The sequence below is a fragment of the Rhodococcus sp. Q1 genome (assembly GCF_004153645.1).
Classification (GTDB): Bacteria; Actinomycetota; Actinomycetes; order Mycobacteriales; family Mycobacteriaceae; genus Rhodococcus; species Rhodococcus gordoniae.
Genome location: NZ_SDMJ01000001.1, coordinates 721,971 through 746,056, shown reverse-complemented (window position 1 = coordinate 746,056; position 24,086 = coordinate 721,971). Strand labels below are relative to the sequence as shown.

Annotated in this window: 25 protein-coding genes; 11 read left to right on the top strand and 14 right to left on the bottom strand. The window is 66.8% G+C overall.

The features are described from left to right. Positions 1-18 precede the first annotated feature (18 nt). Complete coding sequence (locus EQ874_RS03550) at positions 19-456, top strand: PaaI family thioesterase (RefSeq protein ID WP_129975597.1); 438 nt, start codon at positions 19-21, stop codon at positions 454-456. 32 nt (positions 457-488) lie between these two features. On the opposite strand, the gene EQ874_RS03545 is transcribed toward EQ874_RS03550, so the two are convergent. From EQ874_RS03545 to EQ874_RS03500, 10 genes are all read right to left on the bottom strand, one after another. Next, positions 489-1,184: a GAF and ANTAR domain-containing protein gene (locus EQ874_RS03545; protein ID WP_129975595.1), complete on the bottom strand. Its 696-nt coding sequence runs from the start codon at positions 1,182-1,184 to the stop codon at positions 489-491. 161 nt (positions 1,185-1,345) lie between these two features. Beyond that, on the bottom strand, positions 1,346-2,323 hold the full coding sequence (locus tag EQ874_RS03540; protein ID WP_129975593.1) for an MsnO8 family LLM class oxidoreductase: 978 nt from the start codon (positions 2,321-2,323) through the stop codon (positions 1,346-1,348). 228 nt (positions 2,324-2,551) lie between these two features. Next, positions 2,552-2,779 carry a hypothetical protein gene (locus EQ874_RS03535; RefSeq protein ID WP_129975591.1) on the bottom strand — a complete coding sequence of 76 codons (228 nt, stop codon included), beginning with the start codon at positions 2,777-2,779 and terminating at the stop codon, positions 2,552-2,554. 307 nt (positions 2,780-3,086) lie between these two features. Further along, positions 3,087-3,320: a hypothetical protein gene (locus tag EQ874_RS03530; RefSeq protein WP_242496620.1), complete on the bottom strand. Its 234-nt coding sequence runs from the start codon at positions 3,318-3,320 to the stop codon at positions 3,087-3,089. 234 nt (positions 3,321-3,554) lie between these two features. Beyond that, positions 3,555-5,234: an FAD-dependent oxidoreductase gene (locus EQ874_RS03525; RefSeq protein ID WP_129975587.1), complete on the bottom strand. Its 1,680-nt coding sequence runs from the start codon at positions 5,232-5,234 to the stop codon at positions 3,555-3,557. 125 nt (positions 5,235-5,359) lie between these two features. Continuing rightward, positions 5,360-5,584: a dodecin gene (locus EQ874_RS03520; protein ID WP_026003442.1), complete on the bottom strand. Its 225-nt coding sequence runs from the start codon at positions 5,582-5,584 to the stop codon at positions 5,360-5,362. 92 nt (positions 5,585-5,676) lie between these two features. Continuing rightward, the gene (locus EQ874_RS03515; RefSeq protein WP_129975585.1) at positions 5,677-6,936 is read right to left on the bottom strand and encodes a serine hydrolase domain-containing protein; all 1,260 of its coding nucleotides are present in this window, start codon (positions 6,934-6,936) and stop codon (positions 5,677-5,679) included. A 106-nt stretch (positions 6,937-7,042) separates the two neighbouring features. Beyond that, positions 7,043-7,594 carry a DUF6764 family protein gene (locus tag EQ874_RS03510; RefSeq protein WP_064065233.1) on the bottom strand — a complete coding sequence of 184 codons (552 nt, stop codon included), beginning with the start codon at positions 7,592-7,594 and terminating at the stop codon, positions 7,043-7,045. Positions 7,595-7,719: 125 nt separating this feature from the next. Continuing rightward, positions 7,720-8,772, bottom strand: coding sequence for a DNA polymerase domain-containing protein (locus tag EQ874_RS03505; protein WP_129975583.1), 1,053 nt, complete (start codon positions 8,770-8,772; stop codon positions 7,720-7,722). A 1-nt stretch (position 8,773) separates the two neighbouring features. Then, positions 8,774-9,838 (bottom strand): ATP-dependent DNA ligase, encoded by a 1,065-nt coding sequence (locus tag EQ874_RS03500; protein WP_064065231.1) that lies wholly within the window; start codon positions 9,836-9,838, stop codon positions 8,774-8,776. 58 nt (positions 9,839-9,896) lie between these two features. On the opposite strand from EQ874_RS03500, the gene EQ874_RS03495 reads away from it, so the two are divergent. Both EQ874_RS03495 and EQ874_RS03490 read left to right on the top strand, forming a co-directional pair. Next, positions 9,897-10,481, top strand: a complete 585-nt coding sequence (locus tag EQ874_RS03495; RefSeq protein ID WP_064065230.1) for a hypothetical protein — start codon at positions 9,897-9,899, stop codon at positions 10,479-10,481. Positions 10,482-10,563: 82 nt separating this feature from the next. Further along, entirely contained in the window at positions 10,564-11,343 is a 780-nt protein-coding gene (locus EQ874_RS03490) for a 3'-5' exonuclease (protein ID WP_129975581.1), read from the top strand. 16 nt (positions 11,344-11,359) lie between these two features. Here EQ874_RS03490 and EQ874_RS03485 read toward each other — a convergent pair whose 3' ends face one another. After that, positions 11,360-12,220, bottom strand: a complete 861-nt coding sequence (locus tag EQ874_RS03485; protein ID WP_129975579.1) for a response regulator transcription factor — start codon at positions 12,218-12,220, stop codon at positions 11,360-11,362. 196 nt (positions 12,221-12,416) lie between these two features. Here EQ874_RS03485 and EQ874_RS03480 point away from each other — a divergent pair, with 196 nt between their 5' ends. The 8 genes from EQ874_RS03480 (at position 12,417) to EQ874_RS03445 (ending at position 19,842) form a co-directional block, all read left to right on the top strand. Further along, the gene (locus tag EQ874_RS03480) at positions 12,417-13,997 is read left to right on the top strand and encodes an acyl--CoA ligase family protein (protein ID WP_172506126.1); all 1,581 of its coding nucleotides are present in this window, start codon (positions 12,417-12,419) and stop codon (positions 13,995-13,997) included. Between the two features lie 36 nt (positions 13,998-14,033). Beyond that, positions 14,034-14,780 (top strand): TetR family transcriptional regulator, encoded by a 747-nt coding sequence (locus tag EQ874_RS03475; RefSeq protein WP_064065226.1) that lies wholly within the window; start codon positions 14,034-14,036, stop codon positions 14,778-14,780. A 123-nt stretch (positions 14,781-14,903) separates the two neighbouring features. Continuing rightward, entirely contained in the window at positions 14,904-16,061 is a 1,158-nt protein-coding gene (locus EQ874_RS03470; protein ID WP_129975577.1) for an acyl-CoA dehydrogenase, read from the top strand. A gap of 59 nt (positions 16,062-16,120) precedes the next feature. Next, positions 16,121-16,972 (top strand): 3-hydroxybutyryl-CoA dehydrogenase, encoded by an 852-nt coding sequence (locus EQ874_RS03465; protein ID WP_026003032.1) that lies wholly within the window; start codon positions 16,121-16,123, stop codon positions 16,970-16,972. Between the two features lie 107 nt (positions 16,973-17,079). Continuing rightward, on the top strand, positions 17,080-17,379 hold the full coding sequence (locus EQ874_RS03460; RefSeq protein WP_242496619.1) for a hypothetical protein: 300 nt from the start codon (positions 17,080-17,082) through the stop codon (positions 17,377-17,379). After that, positions 17,376-18,374, top strand: coding sequence for a hypothetical protein (locus tag EQ874_RS03455; RefSeq protein WP_129975576.1), 999 nt, complete (start codon positions 17,376-17,378; stop codon positions 18,372-18,374). The genes EQ874_RS03460 and EQ874_RS03455 overlap by 4 nt, the downstream gene beginning before the upstream one ends. 350 nt (positions 18,375-18,724) lie before the next feature. Then, positions 18,725-19,318 (top strand): hypothetical protein, encoded by a 594-nt coding sequence (locus EQ874_RS03450; RefSeq protein WP_230825048.1) that lies wholly within the window; start codon positions 18,725-18,727, stop codon positions 19,316-19,318. Next, positions 19,315-19,842 carry an LpqN/LpqT family lipoprotein gene (locus tag EQ874_RS03445; protein WP_129975574.1) on the top strand — a complete coding sequence of 176 codons (528 nt, stop codon included), beginning with the start codon at positions 19,315-19,317 and terminating at the stop codon, positions 19,840-19,842. The genes EQ874_RS03450 and EQ874_RS03445 overlap by 4 nt, the downstream gene beginning before the upstream one ends. A 1,011-nt stretch (positions 19,843-20,853) precedes the next feature. Here the strand turns inward: EQ874_RS03445 and EQ874_RS03435 are convergent. From EQ874_RS03435 to EQ874_RS03425, 3 genes are all read right to left on the bottom strand, one after another. Continuing rightward, a complete protein-coding gene (locus tag EQ874_RS03435; RefSeq protein WP_106201129.1) occupies positions 20,854-21,546 on the bottom strand; it encodes a GTP pyrophosphokinase family protein in 693 nt (230 codons plus the stop codon). A gap of 171 nt (positions 21,547-21,717) precedes the next feature. Next, positions 21,718-22,992, bottom strand: coding sequence for an MFS transporter (locus EQ874_RS03430; RefSeq protein WP_129975572.1), 1,275 nt, complete (start codon positions 22,990-22,992; stop codon positions 21,718-21,720). A gap of 40 nt (positions 22,993-23,032) precedes the next feature. After that, on the bottom strand, positions 23,033-24,037 hold the full coding sequence (locus EQ874_RS03425; RefSeq protein ID WP_165369204.1) for an aldo/keto reductase: 1,005 nt from the start codon (positions 24,035-24,037) through the stop codon (positions 23,033-23,035). Positions 24,038-24,086 lie beyond the last annotated feature (49 nt).

Below are 24,086 nucleotides of genomic sequence, written 5' to 3'. Positions count from 1 at the left end.
CGAGGTACGTTGCTGATCATGTCCGAGGAGACCGCCGGAATACACACCCTCGCCGATGCCCAGAAGATTCTGGCGTCCCAATCGTTCAGCGTCCTGATCGGGGCCCGCCTGGTCGAGTACGAATCGGGACGAGCGGTCTTGGAGATACCACTCAGACCGGAACTGCTCCAGCAATTCGGTTTCGCGCACGGCGGCGTTCTGGCCTATGCAGCGGACAACGCACTCACCTTCGCTGCCGGCACGGCCCTCGGCCCTTCGATCGTGACGACGGGTATGACCCTCGACTATCTGCGACCCGCGAGCGGTGCGCTCCTGCGCGCGGTCGCCACCGTGGTCAGCGTCAGCAGGAAGCAGGCGTTGTGCCGGTGCGAGATCTACGTCGTCGCCGACGACACCATCGAGAAACTGTGTGCGGCAGCGCAAGGTAGTGCACGCGTGATCGAGTCGAATCGGTAGTCCGCAGCGTGCACTTCACCTGTGCATGAGGGTCAGTCGTGTTGCGGCCCCAGCTCTACGATGCGGGAGGCGATGGTCGGCACCGGCACATTCGATTCCTGCGACAGGGCCGCCATCATCGCGAAGGCGCGATCGGCGTCTACAGCGAAACGTTCCATGAGCATGCCCTTGGCCTGGCCGATCAGATCCCGGGATGCGATCGCCGAATGCAACTGCATCTGCCGACGAGCCGAGACGAAAGCGAGTGCGGCGTGGGCTGCAAGTACCTCCCCGATATGAATCGACTCCTCGTCGAAGACATTCGGTTCGGAGGAGAACAGGTTCAATGCCCCGGCCTCCACGTCGTGGGTATAGAGCCGGAACGACAGGATGCTGCGCACCCCCGCGTCGACAGCCGCCGCGGTGAACATGGGCCACCGCGACTCCGTAGCCAGATCGTCGCTGCGGGTGAACACCGTCTCCGTGGCGGCGTCCACGCACGGCCCTTCCCCGACCCGGACCTGCAATGCGTCGATCTGCGGCGGCAACTTCGAGGTTGCTGCATGCGACTCGAATTTTCTGCGGCCGGTGATGACGAGGACATCTGCACTGTCGGTGCCCGGAATCAGCTCCACCGCCGCAGCAGTGATTCGCTGCAGAGTCGTGTCGAGATCCGCACCGGCACCGTCGAAGGAACGGGCGAGTTCGGCCATCCTACGGATCAGGGGGTCAGGATTCAGGTCGGCCATGAACACATCTTCCTAGAGTCGGTGCACTCGGGACAGACACCGACAGCAGCTGGAGCATCGGCGCCGCCGCAGCGACACTACGCTCTGGGACCACCAGCCTATCGCCTAGCCGATGGCATGGTCCGGCCACAGAGCGAACGGTCGAGACTTCGGTCCGGCGGTCAGCCGAGGCCGACGATCCGGGCCAGCCGCGCGTCGGAGTCGTGCAAGTCAGCGGTATCGAAGGTGGAGGCGGAGCTGAGCACTTCGTCCGCTCCGGTGGAGGCGATCAGCTTCTCCAGCCCCTCGGCCACTTGGTCCTCGGTCCCGGCGAGCGAGTCCTTCGCGGTCTCGTCGACGATGCGGCGCCGTCGCTCGGTCATCGGTTGCCGGCGGATCTCGTCGACCGGGGACAGCGGCGGGAACGTACCCGTTTCGCGCGAGACGGCCATCGCCCAGGCCTCCGGAAGCTGCAACTCCCGAGCCTCGGCTTCGGTGTCGGCGATCAGAATGTCCAAGCCGACGATCACGTAGGGCCCGGCGTCGGGTGTGCCCGGGCGGAAGTCGGCGCGGTAACGATCGAACGGTTCCGATCCCTGCCGCAGAAGAGGTCCGGCGACGACGACAGACAGCCCCAGACGCGCCGCCAACCGCATGCCCTGCCCCGTCCCGAGGACAAAGATCGGAGGCGGATCGGATATTCGAGGGCGCACCGTCACTTCGGCGGTGCCGTGCAGATAGCCGCGCAGTTCCTCGATATCGGCGGCGAAGTCGTCTGCGTCGGCCTTGTGGGTACGCAGTGCGTCGCGCACGGGCGCTGTGAATCCGAGCGAACGACCGACACCCAGATCGATCCGCCCCGGGTGCATTGCCTCGAGCATTGCGAACTGTTCGGCGACGACAATCGGTTGATGATTGGGCAGCATCACTCCGCCGGACCCCACCCGGATCCGGCTGGTCCGGTGCGCGATCGCGCCGATGAGCACCGCCGGGACACCCGAGGCGATGCCGGGGACAGCATGGTGCTCGGCCACCCAGAAACGGCGATAACCAGCGGCCTCGGCGAGTTCCGCGCGGTGCACGGTCTGCCGCAACGCGGCAGCGTCGGCCTGCCCGTCCCGGGTCCGGGACCGGTCCAGCAACGACAAGGCGACCTGCATGCCCGTCTCAACACCGAGTCGGTCCCGGATCTTCCTCGAGTTCTGCTGTCCAGGAGCCGCGGCCGTGATCACTGCACACATCGGCAGCGTTCACGCCGACATTTCACCCTTGTTTTTCACCCGATTCCTATCCGTGGGAAGTCGATCGGCATCACCGGCCCGCGGGAGTAGAAGATCTTCGAATCGTCGGGATTCGGGAGACTCCGAAAAATCGAACGGATATGTCGTTCAGGGATCCTCGGAACCCCACGGTCGACCGGCAGCGATCCAGTCTCCGTGGAAATGGATCTGTCCGTGCTCGCAAGCCTCCTGAGCCGCCGCGACGCCGCGCGTATCGGCGACATACAACAGGAGATTGGCGATCGCGTTTCCGACCACGACAACCTGGTCACGGGCGTCGTCGGCGTTTGTCGACGCTTCGGCGAGCATTCGCCCCGCGCCGATCGCCGATGCCAAGGAGTGGTGTCGGAGCTCGGTGCAGCCGGCACGCCCGCAGGACAGACACAAATCCGATACGCGGTGACCCTCGTCGAACTCCGAACGTATGCAACCCGTTCCACTGTGCGAGCAGTCGGGATCGTCATAGGAGTCTTCATGTCATTTCCTGCCGAAACACGGTGATCATGGACGATTTCTTTTCGTCCCCGGGTAAGGGGCGTGCCGATATGTTCGAGAACGCTCGGAGCACCCGGAATCGAGGTTGACCCTGCGTCGGACGGCTGTACCTTTCTGCGCAGGCACCCAGAGGAGGAATGCGTAACAGTCAACGCAATTCGATGTTCATCGTCTCTGCGCGAGCGACCGTGCGATCACGTTCTCCTGCAAGGGCGAGTCGGCGGTCGTCCTGCAGGTAGCCATCCAGGGCTTGTTGCGACTCGAAGGTCAACAGGTGGATCTCTCGGGGTCGCCCCTCGGAACCGTCGGTCACGGCCCGCTGCACGACGCGACCTCCGTGGTTGCCGACGAGCCGAAGGACCGAGTCCTCATGTGCACTCATCGCCTCCGCCATACCTGGCTTCGCCCACAACAGGACACACAGAGAGATCGCCATGGCGGCACGCTACCCGACCGGATGACACATTCGACTCGGCCTTCCGGACGGACTGTTCACGGCCGCAGGTTCTTCCGGTCCATCACCCCGACGCCGCGACCGGAGGCCGAGCGTGCCGCGGAGCCATGCGTCCGGGTTCCCCTGCAGCGCGGTGTCACGCCCTCGAAGACGACCGGCGGCTCACGACTCGATTCGTGAGGCCGCCAGCATCTCCTCGATCGACACGAACTTCAGCCGCGAGCGTCCCGCCGCAGAACCGCGGGACTTCTCCTGCTTGTCGATCTGCAGCCAACCGCGGTAGTCGATGTGCTCGGGGCGCCGCTCGGCAACCAGCGCCGCCAGCTTCTCCCGGTCGGCGACCGGCTCGGGCAACTTGCCCTCGACGAAATCGTCGAGGATCTTCTCGACGGTTTCCGCAGAGCACTGCTTGTTGGTGCCGATCACGCCACTGGGACCACGCTTGATCCAGCCCGCGGTGTAAACACCGGGCACCGGCGCTCCGGTTTCGGCGTCGATCACCCGACCGCAGTCGTTGGGGATGACCCCGCGCCGCTCGTCGAAGGGCAGACCCGCCGGCGCGGTGCCTCGATAGCCGATCGAGCGCAGCACCAGCCCCGTCTCGAGGGTCTCGGTCTCCCCTGTCGGACGGGCCTCGAGCCGACCGTCGACCTCGACGAGTTCGTTGCGTTCGAGCGTGATCGACTCGACGACACCGTCGCCGGAGATCTCCACCGGCGAGGCGAGATAGCGCAGCACGATCCGCTTGTTGCCCTCGGTGGCGGTGCGCTGCGCGAAACCCTCGACCTGCCGCACCTTCAGCGCCAGGCGGGGTTCGACCTGCGGATCGTCGATCAGCGCGCGGCTGACCGGGTCGAGTTCGACCTCATCCCGGTCGACGACCACATCGACACCGGGCAGCGAGCCGAGCGCGAGCAGTTCCGGGTTGGTGTAGGCGGCCTGCGCCGGGCCGCGCCGGCCCACGACCACGACCTCGCGGATGTTCGACTTCCGCAGCGCCTCGAGGGCGTGTTCGGCGATGTCGGTGCGTGCGAGCTCGTCGGGGTCCATCACCAGGGCTCGCGCGACGTCCAGGGCGACGTTGCCGTTGCCGATGATCACCGCGCGCTCGGCGCACAGGTCGAAGGTGTGATCGGCGAAATCGGGGTGGCCGTTGTACCAGGCGACGAACTCGGTCGCGGCGCGGCTGCCCACGAGGTCCTCACCCGGGATGCCCAGCGTGCGGTCGCCTGCGGCACCGACGGCGTAGATCACCGCGTGATGGTGCGCGAGCAGTTCCTCGTGGGTGATGTGGGTGCCGACCTCGACGTTGAAATAGCACTGGGTGTTCTTGTGGCCGATGGCGCTGCGGAAGAGGTCGCCGACTCCCTTGGTGCTCTGATGATCGGGGGCCACACCGGCGCGGACGAGACCGTAGGGGGTGGGCAGGCGGTCGAAGATGTCGACCTGCACCGCCGAGTGCGTCACCAGATCCATCGCCGCGTAGCACGCCGCAGGACCCGAGCCGACGATCGCCACCCGCAGCGTGCCCAGCTCGGCGGGCAGCTTGCGGCGCGTGCGCAGCTCGGGCCAGTCCGGTCCGATCGGGTAGCGACGGTAGTACTCGGCGTTGATCTCGAGATACGGCTCCTGCGCCGGCGTGAGTTCGTTGTCGGCGGCGATCGCATCCACCGGGCACTCGTCGACACAGGCCCCGCAGTCGATGCACGTGTCGGGATCGATGTAGAGCATCTCCGTGGTCGCGAAGGGTGCTTCGTCGGGTGTCGGGTGGATGCAGTTGACCGGGCAGACCTCGACACACGAGGCGTCGTTGCAGCACGCCTGGGTGATTACATAAGCCACAGTTCTACCTGCCTACCGTGCCGATTCCGGACAACGAACCGGCCTCAGACTAGTACACGTTCCAGTTTTGGTCGAGAACCGCGTTCTCGAACCGACATCAGCGCATTTCGGACTGCCGAGGCGCGTCAGATGTCCGCTTCGGTACCCGACTCGATGCGGAAACCGATCTTGAGAGTGACCTGCGTATGCGCCACCCGCCCGTCGTCGATGTGGCCCCGGATGTTGACCGTCTCGAACCACTCGAGATGCCGCGTGGTCTCCGCTGCTCGCGCCACCGCTTTCGCGATCGCGTCGTCGACTCCCGTCGTCGACGATCCGACGACCTCGATCACCCGGTAGACATGGCTCATGGCTGAACTCCTCGAATCGGCGATGCTCCGATTCGGATCGTCCCGCCCCCGAGCGACCTTCGTCCTCGGAACCACGAAAATGACAGGAAGATTCAGGCGCGACGAGCGAGCGACCGGGCGAGTTCGCCGAGGCGCGCGAGGCGCAGATCCCCGAGCGGGATCGCGCCGGCACCGAGCCGGTTGGTGACGAAAGCGAGCGACAGGCCGGTGTCGGGGTCGGCGTAGGCTCCCGAACCACCCACGCCGTAGTGCCCGAGCGCGCCGCGAGGGCGCTGGATGCCGGCGAAGATGGGCTGGTGGTAGCCGAGGCGCCACGCCATAGGCACACCCAGCACGTAGTCCCGGCTGCGTACCCGTACCCGGGACATCTCGTCGATCGTGGCGCCGTCGAGGAACTTCACTCCGTCGATCGTCCCGCCGGCGGCGATCGCGCCGTACATGCGCGCGAGAGAACGCGCCGTGAACACCCCGTTCCACCCCGGCATCACCGCGTCGTGCACGGCCGGATCCCCGACGAGCCGGTCGAAACCGTCCGGCATCGCGGCCTCGGCCAGGCCTCGGGTCGGCCCGAGTCGCGACAGCACCGCAGCGCTCGCACCCCAGTGCAGACCTGCGGGGGCGAGTCGCGGGAACAACTTCGCGATCCGGCCTCGTTCGTCGTGCGGAACGCGGTACCAGAAATCGGGATCGCCCAGAGGCCGGGCGATCTCCCGTTCCACGACCTCCACGAAGGGCAGACCGGTCACCCGCTGTACGAGCTCGGCGACGAGCCACCCGTATGTGACGGCGTGGTAGCCCGAACCGCCCTCACGGCGACGGTCCGGTGCCGCCGCTTCGAGCGCCGCGACGGTCGTGTCGTACTCGAGGATCCCGCGGGTTCCCGGAACCAGGCCGCGCACCCGATGGAGACCCGAGCGGTGGGTGAGGACGTCCGCGACGGTGATGTCCTCCTTGCCGTTGGCGGCGAACTCCGGCCAGTACCGGGCGACCGGCGCGAAGTAGTCGATCACTCCCCGCTCGGCGAGTCGGTGCACAACGGTCGACGCCACACCCTTACCGGTCGAGAACGACAACGCCATCGTGTCGCGGCCCCATCGACGGTCGGGAGCAGACCAGCCGGACCAGATGTCGAGGACCTTCTCCCCGTGGAGATAGGCGGTGAGCGCGCCGCCGCCGTCCCGGGGACGCTTGTACAGCGAGAAGAACGCGTCGGCCAGTCGCAGGAATCGCGGGTCGACGACCATCTCGGTCGGCGCCGCGGCCGCCGGTCGGGCGTCGATCCGTTCCGGACCATGGACCGGCGCGCACGGCGCTGCCGCCCCGGCAGGTTCGAAGACTGCTCCGGTCGTCATCGCTGTACCCCCATCGGCATGTGCGACAGGCTACGACGAGACGGAACGTAAAGGAAGACTTTACGTTCAGTCCGTTTGTCGGTGATCCGGCGGAAGGCGCGGAAACTCAGGGCAGGGTCGGCTGCGGTGTCTCGGCATCGGGAGTGAAGTACCGGAAGTCGCCCAGCACGACGCACCCGCGAGCAGCCTCGAGGTCGAACGCTGCCGCCGCCGTGCCCTCGCACAGAACCGGATCGTCGGCGTCGCCCACGAAGGCCTGGGACTGCGGACCCGCGGCGACGACTGCCGTTCCCGGACCGTCGAGCACACCGAGAGCCAATGCCTGTGCCCCCACACCGATCGCGAACAGACGTCCCGATGTACTCTCCGCGGCCCCGACACCCCCGTCGAATCCGGCCGCCCTCACCTGGGCTGCGCCGCGGGCGTCGGCGAATCCCACCCCGCGTTCACCGTAGCTCCAGGCATCGGCGGTGCCGTCGGTGGACGCGCCGCACGCTTCGTCACCGTCGACCTGCACGACCTCGGCAGGGGCGCCCGGCGGTGCCGTGCACGTCGTGGCCGCGGATGCGGTCTGAGGAACGAGGAATCCGGCGCCGATCGCGGCAGCGAACGCTGCCCCGACGCCGAGAACCCGACCGGACGCCCACCAGCGAATCACGACATCGACCCTTTCCGAACCTCAGAGGACTGTCTTCCCGGACAGTTTAGGGATTTACGCTTCGGGAGGTCTCATAGTCGAGGTCACGACAGGGACGCGATTGCGAACGTCCGACCACCGACCGCTCATGTGCCCTTCGCCCGATCGGTGTCGCGCGACGGCTGGACGCGCTTCGGCTCTCCCGGCATCTTCGGGTGATTCGGGGGATACGGCAGGTCGCCGAGACCGTCGGCCGCGTCCCGTTCCGCCATCTCGAGCAGCACGTCCAGCGAATGAGCGTGCGCATCGAGATCCGCCATCGGATCACCTCGCTTCGCCAGCAGGTCCGGCACCGTGGCGATCGTGAAGTCGTCGGGTTCGGCGTCCGCCAGTTCGTCCCACGTCAACGGGGTCGAGACGGTCGCGATGGGAGTGCGTCGAACCGAGTACGCCGAGGCGATCGTCTTGTCGCGCGCGTTCTGGTTGTAATCGAGGAACAGCCGCTCACCGCGTTCCTCCTTCCACCAGGCCGTCGTCGCGCGCCCGTCGCTGCGACGCTCGATCTCACGCATGAGCGCGATCCCGGCTCGGCGAACTCCGACGAAATCCCATTCGGGCACGATCCGCAGGTAGATGTGAAGTCCCCGCCCGCCGGACGTCTTGGGATATCCGGCGAGACCCAGTTCGTCGAGGAGCGGGCGCACGACCTCCAGTGCCACCGCACGGGCATCACCGAAGTCGGTCCCCGGTTGCGGGTCGAGGTCGATGCGCAGTTCGTCGGGGCGGTCGGTGTCGCCGCAGCGCACCGGCCACGGGTGGAAGGTCACGCACCCGAGGTTCGCCGCCCACACCACGTCGGCGGCAGAACGCACCCGCAGCGCATCGGCGGTGCGACCCGAGGGGAACGTGATCTCGCAGGTCGCCACGTGGTCGGGTCGTTTGACCGGTGCCCGCTTCTGGTAGATCTCTTCCCCCTCGATGCCGTCGGGGAAGCGCTGGAGATGCGTCGGCCGGTCGCACAGAGCCGTCAGCAGCGGTGCGCCGAACTCGGTGGTGATCCTCCGGTAGTACTCCACGAGGTGCCGCTTCGTGCCCCCCTCGGCCCCGAGCTGCGGGAAGTAGATCTTGTCGGGATTCGACAGACGGACGGGCGTGCCGTCGACGTCCAGTTCCTCCGCCGGCGAACGCTTCGTGGCCATGTCAGTCCTCCGTCCGGTCGAGTACATCCGCCAGGTCGTAGCGCACCGGCACCTCCAACTGGTCGAACGTGCAGCTCTCGGGGTCGCGGTCGGGACGCCACCGCTGGAACTTCGCCGCGTGCCGGAACCGCATCCCCGCTCCCGACACCCCTTCCATCTGGTCGTACGCGACCTCGACGACACGTTCGGGTCGCAACGGCACCCAGCTGCGATCCACCGCCGACCGCCACCGCGTCGGTTCGCCCTGTTCGACCACGTCATCTCCGAGGCGCAGGGGCTGCAGTTCGGCGAGCAGTTCCTCGCGCCGCTCCCGGGTGAACGCCGAGGCGCCACCGACCATGGCGAGCTCGCCCTCGTGGTACAGCCCGAGCAGCAGCGACCCGACACCCTCGACGCTCTTGTGCTTGCGGTAACCCATGAGGACGCAGTCGGCGGTGCGCGCGTGCTTGAGCTTGAGCATCTCCCGTTTGTCGGGGACATAGAGCCCGTCGAGTCGTTTGGCGACGACCCCGTCGAGGCCGGCGCCCTCGAACTCCTCGAACCACCGGCGGGCGGTGCCGGTGTCGGTGGTCGCCACCGTGACGTGGCAGCTACTGCCACCGCCGATCTCGGACCGCAGCCGCGCACGCCGGTCGGCGAACGGGGTCTCCATCAGATTCTCGTCGCCGAGCGCGAGAAGATCGAACCCGACGAAGACGGCCGGTGTCTGCTCGGCGAGCAACGCGACCCGGCTCTCGGCCGGATGAATCCGCTCGGACAGCGCCTGCCAGTCGAGCCGGGTGCGGCCGTCGTGCGCGCGCGGGACGACGATCTCCCCGTCCACCACGCATCTGCGGGGCAACTCGGCGCGCACCGCGTCCGCGAGTTCCGGAAAGTAGCGCACGAGATCCTTGCCTCCGCGCGAGCCGAGGACCACCTCGTCGCCGTCGCGGAAGACGATCGCCCGGAAGCCGTCCCATTTGGGTTCGTACGACCACTGCTCGGGGCCGCTCTCGGGTTGCGGAGGAACAGTGGCGGAGACCTTGGCGAGCATCGGTGCGAGCGGCGGTACCACAGGCAGGTCCATGCGGCACATCGTTGCACCCCTGAAGCCCCCGGGCAGCACTTCCGTAGGCTCTCCGATCATGAACGTTCTCCGACGGGCGGCCGGCGCCGCAGTGATGGTGGTGGCGACGGTCGCGCTCGGCGCGTGCACGGCGCAGGTCGAAGGGGAGGCCGTTCCCGACGCGAACGCCCCGGCCACGTCCACGGCACCGTCCGCCTCCGTGCCCACGACGAGTGCCTCGGCGTCGTCCTCGACCGAGTTGAGCATCGACGTCGCACCCGGTGATTGCGTCGCACTCGGTGGCACCGTCGACGACGCGACGATCGACAACGCGGAGTGCGGCAGCACGAGTTCGAACTACAAGGTCGTCGACATCGTGGACACGAGCGAGACGTGCCCCGGCGACATCGACCAGACCTACTACGAGTCGTTCGGTGGCGTCGAGGTCGGCGCGCTGTGTCTCGACATCGACTGGGTGGTGGGGACCTGCATGGACCTCGGCGGCGAGGATCCGCAGCGCATCGAATGCGGGGAATCCGCGGTCCAGGGCGAAGAGGTCACCGAGATCCTGCTCGACACCGCCGACGTGAACGACTGCGCGACCTCCGAGGGTGGGTTCGTGTACCGGGAACGCAACTTCGTGGTGTGCACCGACACCATCTGACGGTTCACCGCGAGAGGCATGTCGGTGCCTCCCGCAACAATGCGTCCGACAGATCATCATCCGACGGACGCGAGGACCGAACATGACGCACTGGCCGGACAGACCGATCTGCGCGTTCGATCTCGAGACCACCGACCGGGATCCCCGCAACGCCCGCATCGTCACGGCCTGCGTCGCGACCTTCGACGGCGACCGCATCGCCACCCGGTCGTGGCTGCTCGATCCGGGTATCGCGATACCCGAGGAGACCACCGCGATCCACGGCATCACCACCGCTCGCGCCCGCGCCGAAGGACTCGACTACCTCGAGGGCTACCGGCAGATCCGGCAGGCGGTATGCGACGCGTGGGCGCGCGGCCATATCGTCGTCGCGTTCAACGCCAGCTACGACCTGACGGTGCTCGACGCCGAGGGCCGCCGCCTGGGCCTGACCGGGCTCGACATCGGCACGGTGGTCGACCCGTACGTCATCGACCGCGAGATGGATCGCAGCCGCCCCGGCCGGCGCACACTCCAGGCGGTATGCGAGGCGTACCGGGTACCCCTGCCGAATCCGCACGAGGCCGAGGCGGATGCGCTCGCAGCCGGTCACCTGACCCGCGCGCTCGTCGCACGCTATCCCGAGCTCGCCGAACTCGACATCATGGCCGATCAGGCCACTTGGCACGCCGAACGTCAACGCAGCTTCGCCGAGTATCTGCGCGGGCTCGGTCGCGAAGTCGTCGACGTCGACGACAGCTGGCCCGTCCGGCTTCCCGCTCCGGTGGGCACCGATGTTCTCGAGCGTCCCGCGACCGGGACGAGGTTCCGGCGCGCTCTGCGCGCGATCCGCGAGTTCTTCCGGCGACTGCGCGGGCGGTGATCCGGACCGCAGTCGATCAGGGCAGCAATCCCTGCCGGCGCGCTTCGACGACGGCTTCGTGCCGACTGCGCACATCGAGCTTGTCCATCGCGTGGCGCAGATAGGTCTTGACCGTCTCGACGCTCAGCGACAACCGATCGGCGATCTCCGTGTTGCGGCAGCCCAGGGCCACATGGCTCAGCACGTCGTGCTCGCGAGCGGTCAGGTGCGTCCGCGGCTGCGACGCACCGTCGCGTGCCCGGGCCAGTGTCTCCTCGACGTTCCGCACCTGTTCCCTGATCACCGGGTCGTCGGTGCGCGCGGCGATCGCCCGCAGTGCGACGAGACTTTCCGTCAGCGCCTCGGAGACGGCAATCGGAACGGATTCGGCGTGCGAACTGCGGGCGTGCCCGATCAGCGACACCCGCCGGTCGACCTCGTCGCGGATCTCGATCTCCCGCGCGAGCTCCGCAGCCGACCGCATCACCTTCTCCGCGATCACATCGCCGATCGGCCGGTTGACTCTCAACCCGCCGTAGATCGCCGCGCGGGTGCGTCCGCGCACCACGACCGGCACCGCGAGCAACGACTCGATTCCCTCGCCGGCGACCTGCCGGTCGTAGTGGTGGGTGATGTGCGGTGACGTGAAGTAGTCGGCGACCGCACCGGGACGTTGTTCGACGACCACCCGGCCGCCGAGTCCGCGCTCCGCGGCAATCACCAGGTTGCGCAGGACCCGACCGCGGGTACCGACGAATCCGGACAGGACGACGTCCGAGCCCTGCACGGCACCACCGAACAGCACCGGTAGTCCGGTCGTCGACTTCAGCCCGCGCAGTGTGGCGCGGAGGGTGTCGAGATCGTCGGGACGCAGCACACCCGGTACGGCGACATCCATCGACTGCTCCTGCTCTTCCCTCCGAACACCCACTTTCGAGGGTAGTGGGGCCAGTTCCACGATTCGTAACCTGCACATCGCCCGGTGTTGCGACGATCACAGAAGACGCCGGAATCCGAGAAGGCCACCCCCGGAGGTATGCGTGTCCATCGTCCCCGCCCGTCCCGACTCGACCGGAGCCGCGAACTACAGCCCGATGAGCCCGTTGCGCTTTCTCGAACGGTCTGCGGCGGTGTTCCCCGATCGCACCGCGATCATCCACGGCGACCGCACGTACACCTACGCCGCGTTCGCCGACGAGACCCAGCGACTCGCACGGGTGCTGCGCAGCCGTATCGAGCCGGGCGACAAGGTCGCGTACCTGACGCCCAACGTGCCCGAGATGCTCATCGCGCATTTCGCCGTGCCGCTCGCAGGCGGCGTGCTCGTCGCGTTGAACTCGCGACTGGCGGGGCCGGAACTCGAATACATCCTCGACCACTCCGAGACGAAGCTGTTGTTCGTCGACTCCGAACTACTCGGATCGGTCGCGAACGTCCGCGACAACGTTCCGGGCGTCGCCGAGATCATCGAGGTTCCCGACTCGACCGTGCCGGTTCCGGACGTACCCGCCGGCGTGGCCACGGCCCGCTACGACGAGTTCCTCGCGCAGGCCGACTCGCTCGATGCGACGCCGTTGCCGTGGAGCGTCGACGACGAGCTCGGCGTCATCACCCTCAACTACACATCCGGCACCACCGGCAAGCCCAAGGGTGTGATGTACACCCACCGCGGCGCGTATCTGAACTCGCTGGGTGAGACCTTCCACAACAGTTTCGACGGGCAGAGCAAGTACCTGTGGACGCTGCCGATGTTCCACTGCAACGGCTGGTGCACGCCGTGGGCGGTGACCGCGGCGGCGGGCACCCACATCTGCCTGCGCGCGGTGCGCGCCGATGCGATCTGGGAGGCCATCGACACTCTCGGCGTGACCAATCTGTGCGGCGCTCCTGCGGTGTGCTCGACCATCGCGAACGCCGACCAGGCGCATCCGCTCGACCGCCCGTTGCGGATCACCACGGCCGGCGCACCCCCGTCGCCGACGGTGATCGCCCAGCTCGAGCAGATCGGCATCACGGTCGTGCACGTCTACGGGCTCACCGAGGTGTACGGCCCGTACACGATCTGCGAGTACCAGGACAGCTGGGACGGCAAGCCTGCCGACGAACGCGCCGCACTGCTCTCCCGCCAGGGTGTGGGCATGCTGCAGGCCGAGACCGCACGGGTCGTCGACGAGGACATGAACGATGTGCCCGCCGACGGCGAGACCATGGGCGAGATCGTGTTGCGCGGCAACAACGTCATGCTCGGTTACTACAAGGACCCGGATGCGACGGAGGAGGCGTTCCGCGGCGGCTGGTTCCACACGGGCGACCTCGGCGTGATGTATCCGGACGGATACATCCAGCTCAAGGACCGGGCGAAGGACATCATCATCTCCGGCGGCGAGAACATCTCGACCGTGGAGGTCGAGCAGGCGATCGTCAGCCATCCGGCGGTGCTCGACGTGGCGGTCGTGGGCGTTCCGGACGAGAAGTGGGGTGAGCGCCCCAAGGCGTTCGTGATCCTGAAGAAGGATGAGTCCCTGACGGCCGACGAGCTCATCGAGTACACCCGAACGCTGCTCGCCGGATACAAGGTGCCGCGCGACATCGTCTTCCCGCTGGAACTGCCTCGCACATCGACCGGGAAGATCCTGAAGTTCGAGTTGCGATCGGCCGAAGCCGCCGAGGGGTGAGCCGACCTCTCACGACTGCATTGGATACTCGACGCCATGACATCCGGTACCGGTAGCACCACCCGTCGCCTCGACTCGACGGGACCCGATCCCGCCCAGTTCCGGGTGCATGTCGTCACGCAGGCGATCCGCCTGTTCTCCGAGTTCGGCTACGAGTCGACCACCGTCGAGCAGATCGCCGCGGCCGCCGGGGTGTCGCGGCGGACGTTCTTCCGGCAGTTCCGATCGAAGGAGGACGTGATCTTCGCCGATCACGAGTCGCTGCTCGAGCAGGTCGCCGAGCATCTGTCGCAGGAGTACGACGATCCGTGGGCGGCGGCCTGCGAGGGGGCCAAGCTCGTGTTCGGGCACTTCCGCGACCGGCGCGAGCTGGCGGTGTGGCGGTACCGGGTGGTGCAGCGGGTGCCGGCGTTGCGGGAGCGCGAACTGGTCACCACCTATCGCTACGAGCGGTTGTTCACCGACTTCCTGCGCGCCGCCGTTCCGGGGGAGAAGCCGGTGCGCACCGTCAGCTTCGCGGCGGCGATGACCGCGACGCACAACTTCCTGCTGCGGGCGATGATCCGCGGCGACGACACCGCCACGGCCGACCGGCTCGAGCAGGAGTTGCTCGAGCTCCGCCGCACGTACGGGGTGGTTCCGGCGCCGGAAGGCACGACGAACGGGAAGACCGCACCGGCCCCGCCGGAGGTCGCGGTGGTGACCTATGCGGCTCATCTGACACCCGCAGAGATCGCCGAGCAGGTTCGGCTCCAGCTCGAAGGCGCACGTCAGCACCATTGACCTGGCACTGAGTGCCGTGGTTACAATCGACTCATTCCGTCACGTCGCGAACCCTCGCCTCGCTAAGCTCGAGGGAGCAACGCTCGCAAATCTGGCACCGCGTGCCGTTAGGAGTCCGCCGTCATGGCCCTCAATCCCGACTTCGATCTGTTCAAGCTCTCCGAGGAGCACGACGCGCTGCGCGAGGCGATCCGCGCACTTGCCGAGAAGGAGATCGCGCCCTACGCCAAGGACGTCGACGAGAACTCCCGCTTCCCGCAGGAAGCCCTCGACGCCCTCAACAAGTCGGGCTTCAACGCCATCCACGTGCCCGAGCAGTTCGAGGGCCAGGGCGCCGACTCGATCGCCGCCTGCATCGTCATCGAAGAGGTCGCCCGAGTATGCGGCTCCTCCTCGCTGATCCCCGCCGTCAACAAGCTCGGCACCATGGGCCTGATCCTCCGCGGCTCCGACGAGCTCAAGGCCAAGATCCTCCCCGACATCGTCAACGGCGCGATGGCCTCCTACGCGCTGTCCGAGCGCGAGGCCGGCTCCGACGCCGCCTCGATGCGCACCCGCGCCAAGGCCGACGGCGACGACTGGATCCTCAACGGCTCCAAGTGCTGGATCACCAACGGTGGTAAGTCCACCTGGTACACCGTCATGGCCGTCACCGACCCCGAGAAGGGCGCCAACGGCATCTCCTCCTTCATGGTCCACAAGGACGACGAGGGCTTCGTCGTCGGACCGAAGGAGAAGAAGCTCGGCATCAAGGGCTCCCCCACCGCCGAGCTGTACTTCGAGAACTGCCGCATCCCCGGCGACCGCATCGTCGGCGAGCCCGGCACCGGCTTCAAGACCGCTCTCGCGACCCTCGACCACACCCGTCCCACCATCGGTGCGCAGGCCGTCGGCCTCGCCCAGGGCGCCCTCGACGCAGCGATCGCCTACGTCAAGGATCGCAAGCAGTTCGGCCGCCCGATCTCCGACAACCAGGGTGTGCAGTTCATGCTCGCCGACATGGCCATGAAGGTCGAGGCCGCTCGCCTGATGGTGTACACCTCCGCGGCCCGCGCCGAGCGCGGTGAAGGCAACCTCGGTTTCATCTCCGCCGCCGCGAAGTGCTTCGCGTCGGACGTCGCGATGGAGGTCACCACCGACGCCGTGCAGCTGTTCGGTGGCGCCGGTTACACCACCGACTTCCCGGTCGAGCGCATGATGCGCGACGCCAAGATCACGCAGATCTACGAGGGCACCAACCAGATCCAGCGCGTCGTCATGTCGCGCGCTCTGCTGCGCTGACACCGGTCGCGTAGGTTACCCCCCGGAACATCAAGCGATCAGGAGTTACCGCAGTGGCAGTGGAAAAGGTAGGCGTGATCGGCGGCGGCACCATGGGTGCCGGTATCGCCGAGGTGTGCGCGAAGGCCGGTAGCGACGTCCTCGTCAAAGAGACCACCGAGGAGTTCGCCGCCGCAGCACGCGAGCGTCTGAAGAAGTCGATCGGACGCGGCGTCAAGTCCGGCAAGATCACGCAGGAGGACGCCGACGCGGTGCTCGGACGGATCCGCGTCACCCTCGACCTGAACGAGTTCGCCGACCGCGACCTCGTCGTCGAGGCCGCCCCCGAGATCGAGTCGCTCAAGGCGGAGATCTTCTCCGAACTCGACAAGATCGTGAAGCCCGAAGGCATCCTCGCCACCAACACGTCGTCCATCCCCGTCATCAAGATGGCGCAGGCGACGCAACGGCCCGGCAAGGTCGTGGGCGTGCACTTCTTCAACCCGGTGCCGGTGATGCCGCTCGTCGAGATCATCTCGGCACTCACCACCGACGAGGCCACCGCCGACACCGTGTTCGACTACGCGAAGAACACCCTCGGCAAGACGGCCGTGCGCGCGGGCGACCGTGCGGGCTTCATCGTCAACGCCCTGCTCATCCCGTACCTGTGCTCGGCAGTGCGCATGCTCGAGTCGGGATACGCGACGAAGGAAGACATCGACGCCGCGATGAAGGGTGGCTGCGGCTACCCGATGGGCCCGCTGACCCTCATCGACACCGTCGGCCTCGACATCACCCTCAACGCCGCGCAGTCGCTGTACGACGAGTTCGCCGAGCCGCACTACGCTCCCCCGGCACTGCTGCGTCGCATGGTCGACGCGGGTCGCCTGGGTCGCAAGACCGGCGAGGGCTTCTACAGCTACAGCAAGTAGCCCTGCAGCCTTCGAAGGCGCCCCGACGGTCCGCTCCGGATCCGTGGGGGCGCCTTCTGCTATCGTCCCGACCCGGACGTATCGGGGGATTCTGTCGGGGGGCAGTCGTGACGTTGCACGTAGATCCTGAAGCGCTGCGCACATTCGCAGCCTTCGTGGCGGACACCGCCGACGCGGTCGACGACTGGGACGTCGGCGAACCGTATGCCGTGTCGCAATCAGCGCTTCCCGGAACAGAATTCGCGGCCGTCTGTGCACGAGCCTTCACCGCCACCGATCAGGCGCTGAGCAACGTGTGCAGTCGCCTGCGCGAGATCGTCGACATCACCGACGGTGCCGAGAACGACTACGTCATCGCAGAGGCGGACTTCGTGGCTGCACTCTCGGCGATGGATCAGCACGAATGAGACCGGGAGTCGCCGCCGTGCGGTCCTGGAATCCCGACGCTCTGCGAGTCACCGCCGGCCACCTCGACGTGCTCGTCGACACACTCGACGACCGCATGAAAGCTCTGCTCACCGAGCAGGATGTGCTCGCCGAGCGATGGTCCGGCGACGCCGCACGTGCCGCCGCCGCGCGAGTGGTCCGAGAACGCTCGCTGGGTAGCGCCATCGCCGAAGCGCTACTGCAGGTCGCGGAGGCGTACCGCACCGGCGCGTGGCTCGTCGAAGGCACCCGCCTGCACCTCGTGTCGGTCGTGGGCGGCGCCGAACAGTCCGGGTTCACCGTGCACGACGACGGCACCGTCGACCCCTCCGACCAGATCCGCATCCTCTCGGCGATGCTGCAGGCCGAAGCCGTCGCCGAAGCCCGCGTCCGCCTCGAACACGAAGCGGCGGAACTGACACACGCCGTCACCGGCGCTCTCGAACAAGCGTCGCGAGCCGCAATCGAAACAGCCGATCGAATCACCGCCGCCGTTGCGGTACTCGAAGCAGCCAGGGATGCCGCGGTGCCGGGGAAGGTCGTGCAGACGGAGGACGGTGAGTTCTCCTGGTGGCCGGACTGGCCATCCACCATCGCAGCGTCGTCCATCGGCGCAATGTCCGGAGCTACCAAGGAACTCCTGACCGACGCGGCAGTGGCCTCGGGCGACGATGTCGCACGCAACATCGCACGTGGAATGAACCCGGCTGCCGCTGCAGTAGGCACCGTTCCTGCGATCGTCAACGACATCAAGGGAGGCATGGATCCCACCGAGGCGGTGGTGTCCGAGAGCGCCGGAACCGTTGTCGGCATGGTCGGTGCATTCCTGGCGTCGAAGGGAACTACCGCGGCTATCGGCGCTGCGACCGGCTCGGTCGTTCCAGGGGTCGGCACCGCCGCCGGCTTCGCTGTCGGGCTTGTGCTCGGGGGCTTTGCCACGTGGTACACATCCAAGAGGATCCAGGAGTTGTGGTGACGACCGAAGGCACGCCGGAAGACCGGAATCACGTTCGCGCCGATAGTTCCTCCGACGCGCCCTGTTGGCCGCAACGTCTTCGAATCGGATGGTGCATAACGGGGGTATGCGTTCTGGTCTTCGCTACGTGGAGTCTGGTTGACAGTTCTGCGAATATCCTCCACGAGGAGTTGGTATCCACGATCGGTTCGCTGTTGTACGGAGCAGCAATGCTGCTCATGGGCGTGATGTGTGTCAGACTCGGAGGGATTCGACATGTCCTGCATTCCCCACGCATCAGAAGTTACAGGCATCCGGAACATGGCACGGGAATCGTTGTCCCTGGAGGACTTACGCCTCTGACTATTTTCATGGTCCTGCTCGTCGTGGTCGGGCTCGGATGCCTGGCCGTAGCGGCGCTGAACATCTACATCACCGACAAATCCGAGTTGCCTTACGGTCGCGACCCTCACGCCACTGCAATTTTCATGTTCGTGGGTGGGGTCGTCGCCCTGATCGCCTCGGCAGTGTTCGCATGGTTCCGGCTCCCGACAACAGTGGGGTTGTACCCGCAAGGAATCGAAAGAGTCGTACGCTCTCGCAAGCTCCGACGAAACAATGCCACCGTGCAGTTCGCGCGTTGGGACGCTATCGAAAGCATCATCGGAACGGATATCGTGACCCGTTCCGGATCCGGCGACGTCCGCACTCCGATGATCCACATCCACACGACCGGGCGGATTCCCCCCGAAGCGCGCATTCCCCACGACGAAGAACACATTCTCGCCATCGTCTGCACTTGGCTCATCGCAGAACCCAACACACTCCTGGCCCTGGCCCGACGAATGCATGAACGTCCACACGACCGCACACTCCTCGCTCGGGAGGACGCGGCCGAACTTCTCAGACCACCGCCTTTGCGAGAGCGATTCCGGATGGCACGCCACCAGGAGGCGTCTCGATGAACGCTTCGCTTCAGACGACGCTCTCCGACTACCTCGCAACACACGAAGTCGAACTGAGCCCCTGCGACCCGGACGATCCGCGGCATCCACAACCGAAACTCCAAGCGCCGGAAGGCTGGATCACACTCCCCCGCGACGTCTTTCCGCACGCACATACGGTTCTCGTAGCTCCCGAGCACGTCGCGGATGATTGGGCACCCAACGCCGTACTCCTTCATGGTGCACTGGTGAAGTGGCGGCCGGCGGACGAACTGCTGGAGGTCGCAGGGAATGAAGTTCGCGAACTGCCCGCATGGAGGGAGAGGTTCCGCGACACATCCGATTTCCGCGGGCACCGATCGGTGATCGTCCAAGGCTCCTATCGAGTGGACGACGTCGAGTACACCGCCGTGACGCGATATCTCGTGATCGACCACGAGTACGATCGCTACCTGACGCAACTGACGGCAACCGCACGTTCCGACAGCGCCGAGTCTCTTATCGCTCATCTGCATGCAATCCACGAGGGACTGAGAATCCGGTGAGCGATTCCATCGAGACGTACCCGTACGGAGAACGGTCCGAACCTGCTTGGCCGCAACGGTTTCGTACGGGATCGCTCTGCCTCGGCGTGTTCCTGGCCGGGGCCGGAATCCTTGTGCTGCAGAAGACCGTGGACGTTCGACGAGCGGATGACCTCGGAGCCATCGCCCTGGGGTTCTGTCTCGCTGTGATGACGGCGTCAGGTTCGGCCTGGGGATTCGAGCGAGCCGGCTTCCACCGATTCGGTTTGCATCCGAGGATCCGGCAGTGCCGAGACGACGTTCACGGCCCTGGCATCGAGATTCCTTACGTGAGGATACTTCCCGTTCAGCTGTCCGTCGTGTTCTCCTGCATGACAGTAGCGGGTGCTTTCATGATTCGTGCGTCGAACCGACCGGACGGAGCGATGCTTCTTGCGAGACACGAGCTCTCCTTCTCCGGCTCGTTCATCGCATGGACGACGTGTGCAACCGCGGCGGTGGGTGCTCTACCCTTCTTGATCCACCCCCGGGGATCCACACGTCTCCATGCCGACGGTATTCGCCGCCGCACGACATGGCTCGTGCGGCGTGGCGTTTCGGACGTGGTCGTTCGATGGGACGAGATCCAGGAAGTGGCTGCCGATGTCTACACCGTCTCGGGTCGCGGGGCGTCTACACACAATCCACTCATCCGTCTGCACGTACCCGGCTATGAACCGACTCCACCTCGCATGGGGCACGACACACCGGATTCGTTCACCGTTCCGGCGTACGTTCTCGTCAGCGAACCCAACACGCTGCTCGGGCTCGTCGACCGTCTCCATCGGTGTCCCGAAGATCGCCATCTCGTCACCACACCCGAGGCCCCTGAACTCCTCCGTCCCCTCCCTGTGCGTGAACGCTTACGTATCGCGCGGAAGATTCCGCGTCAACAGTGGGAATGGTGATGGGCACGCAACACCGGTGGTGGGTTCGCAACGCCGACAGTGACCGACCACGTTGCGAGCCTTCACCCCACGTTGCGTACCTCGGTCAGTTCCCGTTGTTCGGGCCGTGGACGCGGCGGTGCAGTGCTTCCATCCGCAGGTCCAGATCGCGCGCAGTTTCCGCGGCGAGGCGGAGCTCCTCGCGCAGTTCGTCCGGTACCTCGCGGTCGTGCTTGTAGTAGATCTTGTGTTCCAGGCTCGCCCAGAAGTCCATGGCGACCGTGCGGATCTGCAGTTCGACGTAGACGCGCTCGACCCGGTCGGACATGTACACCGGGATCTGGACGATCACGTGCACGCTGCTGTACCCGTTGGGTTTCGGGCGGGCGATGTAGTCCTCGATCTCGACGACCGTCACGTCGAGCTGGCTCGTGATCATGTCGATGATCCGGTAGACGTCCGACGTGAAGCTGCACGTGATACGGATGCCGGCGATATCGCGGACGGCCTCGCGGATGCCGTCGAGCGAGGCGGGCGCACCCTTCCGTTCCGCCTTGGCGAGGATCGACTCGGGGCTCTTCAACCGCGACTTCACGTGTTCGATCGGGTTGTACTCGCGGGCGTAGGCGAACTCCTCGCGCAGGATGTTGATCTTCGTCATCATCTCGTCGATGCCGAACTTGTACACCATGAGTGCGCGTCGCAGATCCTGCGCGAGATGCTCCACTGCCACCAGGGCTGCCGGCACCTCGTCCGGTGCCGGCAGCCCTGGTTCGGGTTCGCCCACCGTCGTCTTCACTCGATTCCTCCTCGACTGCTTCCGGGATCGAGTCTGCCAGTCCGACCACGACAGGCGGTTCTCACCTCCACGACCTGCAGTGATGCCGGACGGTCCACCCGAACAGGACTCCCGCCGCTCGTCGATCGAGACATCCGGACGCCTCGACGCCCAGGGCTTGCCCAACCGCGTTCAGCGCTTACCCCGGCCGAACCGCTCGACCACGACCGCCCGCAGCGAGCGGGCTTCGATGCCGGCCTCGCGGCGGGCGCGCCCTCGGGTCACGAGCACCCCGATAAGCGCGATCACCCAGATCGGGTACTGCGCGAACCACGCGACGCGGAAGGCGTCGAAGGTGTAGCCGCCGAGCCGGTCGAGCACGATGCCCATCGTCTGCACGACCAGCAGTGTCGCGAGGAAGCCACCGATGTTGACGATGCCGTTGGCCGTGCCGAGCGCGGTCCCGGGATTGAAGGTGCGGGCGTAGTCGAAGCCGATCATCGATCCCGGCCCGCCCACCGAGATGACGACGACGAGCACCACGAGCAGCCACAGCGGTGCGGGTCCGGACAGGGCGAGCACCGCCGACCACGTCACTGCGCTGGCGAGGATGATCATGAGCACGAGCCACGAGCGTCTGGTCGGGAAGCGTCCCGACAGCACGCCGAGGATGGGTCCGGCGGAGATGGCGGTGACCACCGAGACGGTCAGCATCGAGCCGGCCGCCGCGGGTGACAGGCCCTGCGCGGAGACCAGATACGGCACGCCCCACATGAGCGCGAAGGTCGTCACCGAGAACTGCGTGCCCATGTGGGTGAAGAAGCCGAGCTTGGTGCCGGGACGCCGCCACACCGTGCCGAGCCCGCCGATCACCTCCCGCAGCCCTGACGCGGTGGCCTCGCGCGTCTCACCGGGCGGGGTGTCGCGCACGACCGCGAACACCAGCACGCACGCGAAAAGGCCGAGCGCCGCGGCACTGCCGTAGGCGGCCGTCCATCCCGTGCCGGTGAGCAGCAAGACGAACGGCACCGCCGACAGCACCTGGCCGAGCTGGCCGAAGATGCCCGTCAGCTGCGAAACGACAGGCACGCGGCGCGGCGCGAACCACACCGGCACGAGCCGCAGCACCGAGATGAACGTCAGGGCGTCACCGACACCGACCAGCACTCGGGCCAGATACGCGACCGGCAGCGACTCGGTGACGGCGAGGATCGCCTGACCGACGGCGAGGATCACGGCGCCGGTCGCGATCATCCGCCGCGAACCGAACCTGTCGAGGAGCACACCGGCCGGGATCTGCATCCCCGCGTAGACGATGAGTTGGAGGACGACGAAGCCGGACAGCACCGACGGTGAGATCTCGAAGCGTTCGGTGGCAGCGAGTCCGGAGACGCCGAACGCCGTCCGATGGAGGACGGCGACGATGTAGGCGAAGACTCCGATACCCCAGACCAGCCATGCCCTCATGTCACAAGGACGATACGCGTCGGTCTGTTAACGGTGCTGATTACTCACGCCCGAGCGACACCCACGTCGGGTCGGCCGCACGCGGACCGGCGACCTTGCCGGCGAGACGATCCAGCCGCGCGACCTGCTCGTCGGTGAGCGTCACGTCGAGCGCTCCGGCGTTCTCGGTGACGCGACTCGCGTAGCGGGTGCCGGGGATCGACACCGACGGCAAGCCGAACTCGCGACCCTTCGCGTCCAGCCATGCCAGGGCGATCTGTGCGATGGTCGCGTCCGCATCCTTCGCGACCGCCCGCACCTCCTCGCGCACCGCGAGGTTGATCGGCAGGGCGTCGGCGTCGAAGCGCGGGAAGCGCTTGCGCAGGTCGTTCTCGGCAACCTGTCCGGGATCGAAGGCGTCGGTGAGCAGCCCCCGGCTCACCGGCGAGTACGGCACGAAGCCGATGCCGAGTTCGGCGGCGGTGGGCACCACGTGCCGTTCGACGTCGCGCGAGACGATGCTCCACTCCGACTGGATCGCCGCGATCGGGTGGACGGCGTGCGCGCGGCGCAACTCGTCGCCCGTGGCCTCCGACAGTCCGATGTGCCGCACCTTGCCGGCCTGCACGAGTTCGGCGAGGGCACCCACCGTATCCTCGACCGGCACCTCCGGATCCACGCGGTGCAGGTAGTACAGGTCGACGTGGTCGACGCCGAGACGCCCGAGCGACTCGTCGATGGCCTGCTTCGCGTATTCGGGACGGCCGTTGATGCGACGGTTGGCGGCGCCCTTGCCGCTGACCGCGCCGACGAGACCGAACTTCGTCGCCAGCTGGACCTCGTCCCGCCGGTCGGCGAGCAGCTTGCCGACCACCTTCTCGCTCGTGCCGTCGCCGTAGACGTTGGCGGTGTCGATGAAGGTGATGCCCAGATCCACGGCGTGGTGCAGGGTCGCGAGCGCCTCGTCGAGATTCACCTCGCCGTATGCGGGGGCGACGGACATCGCGCCGTAACCCTGGGCGCTGACGACGAGACCGGGCGCGAGCCGGACGGTGGGGACAGGCATGTACTTCTCCTCGACGACGACACGGTGCGACTCCCGATCGTCCCGCATC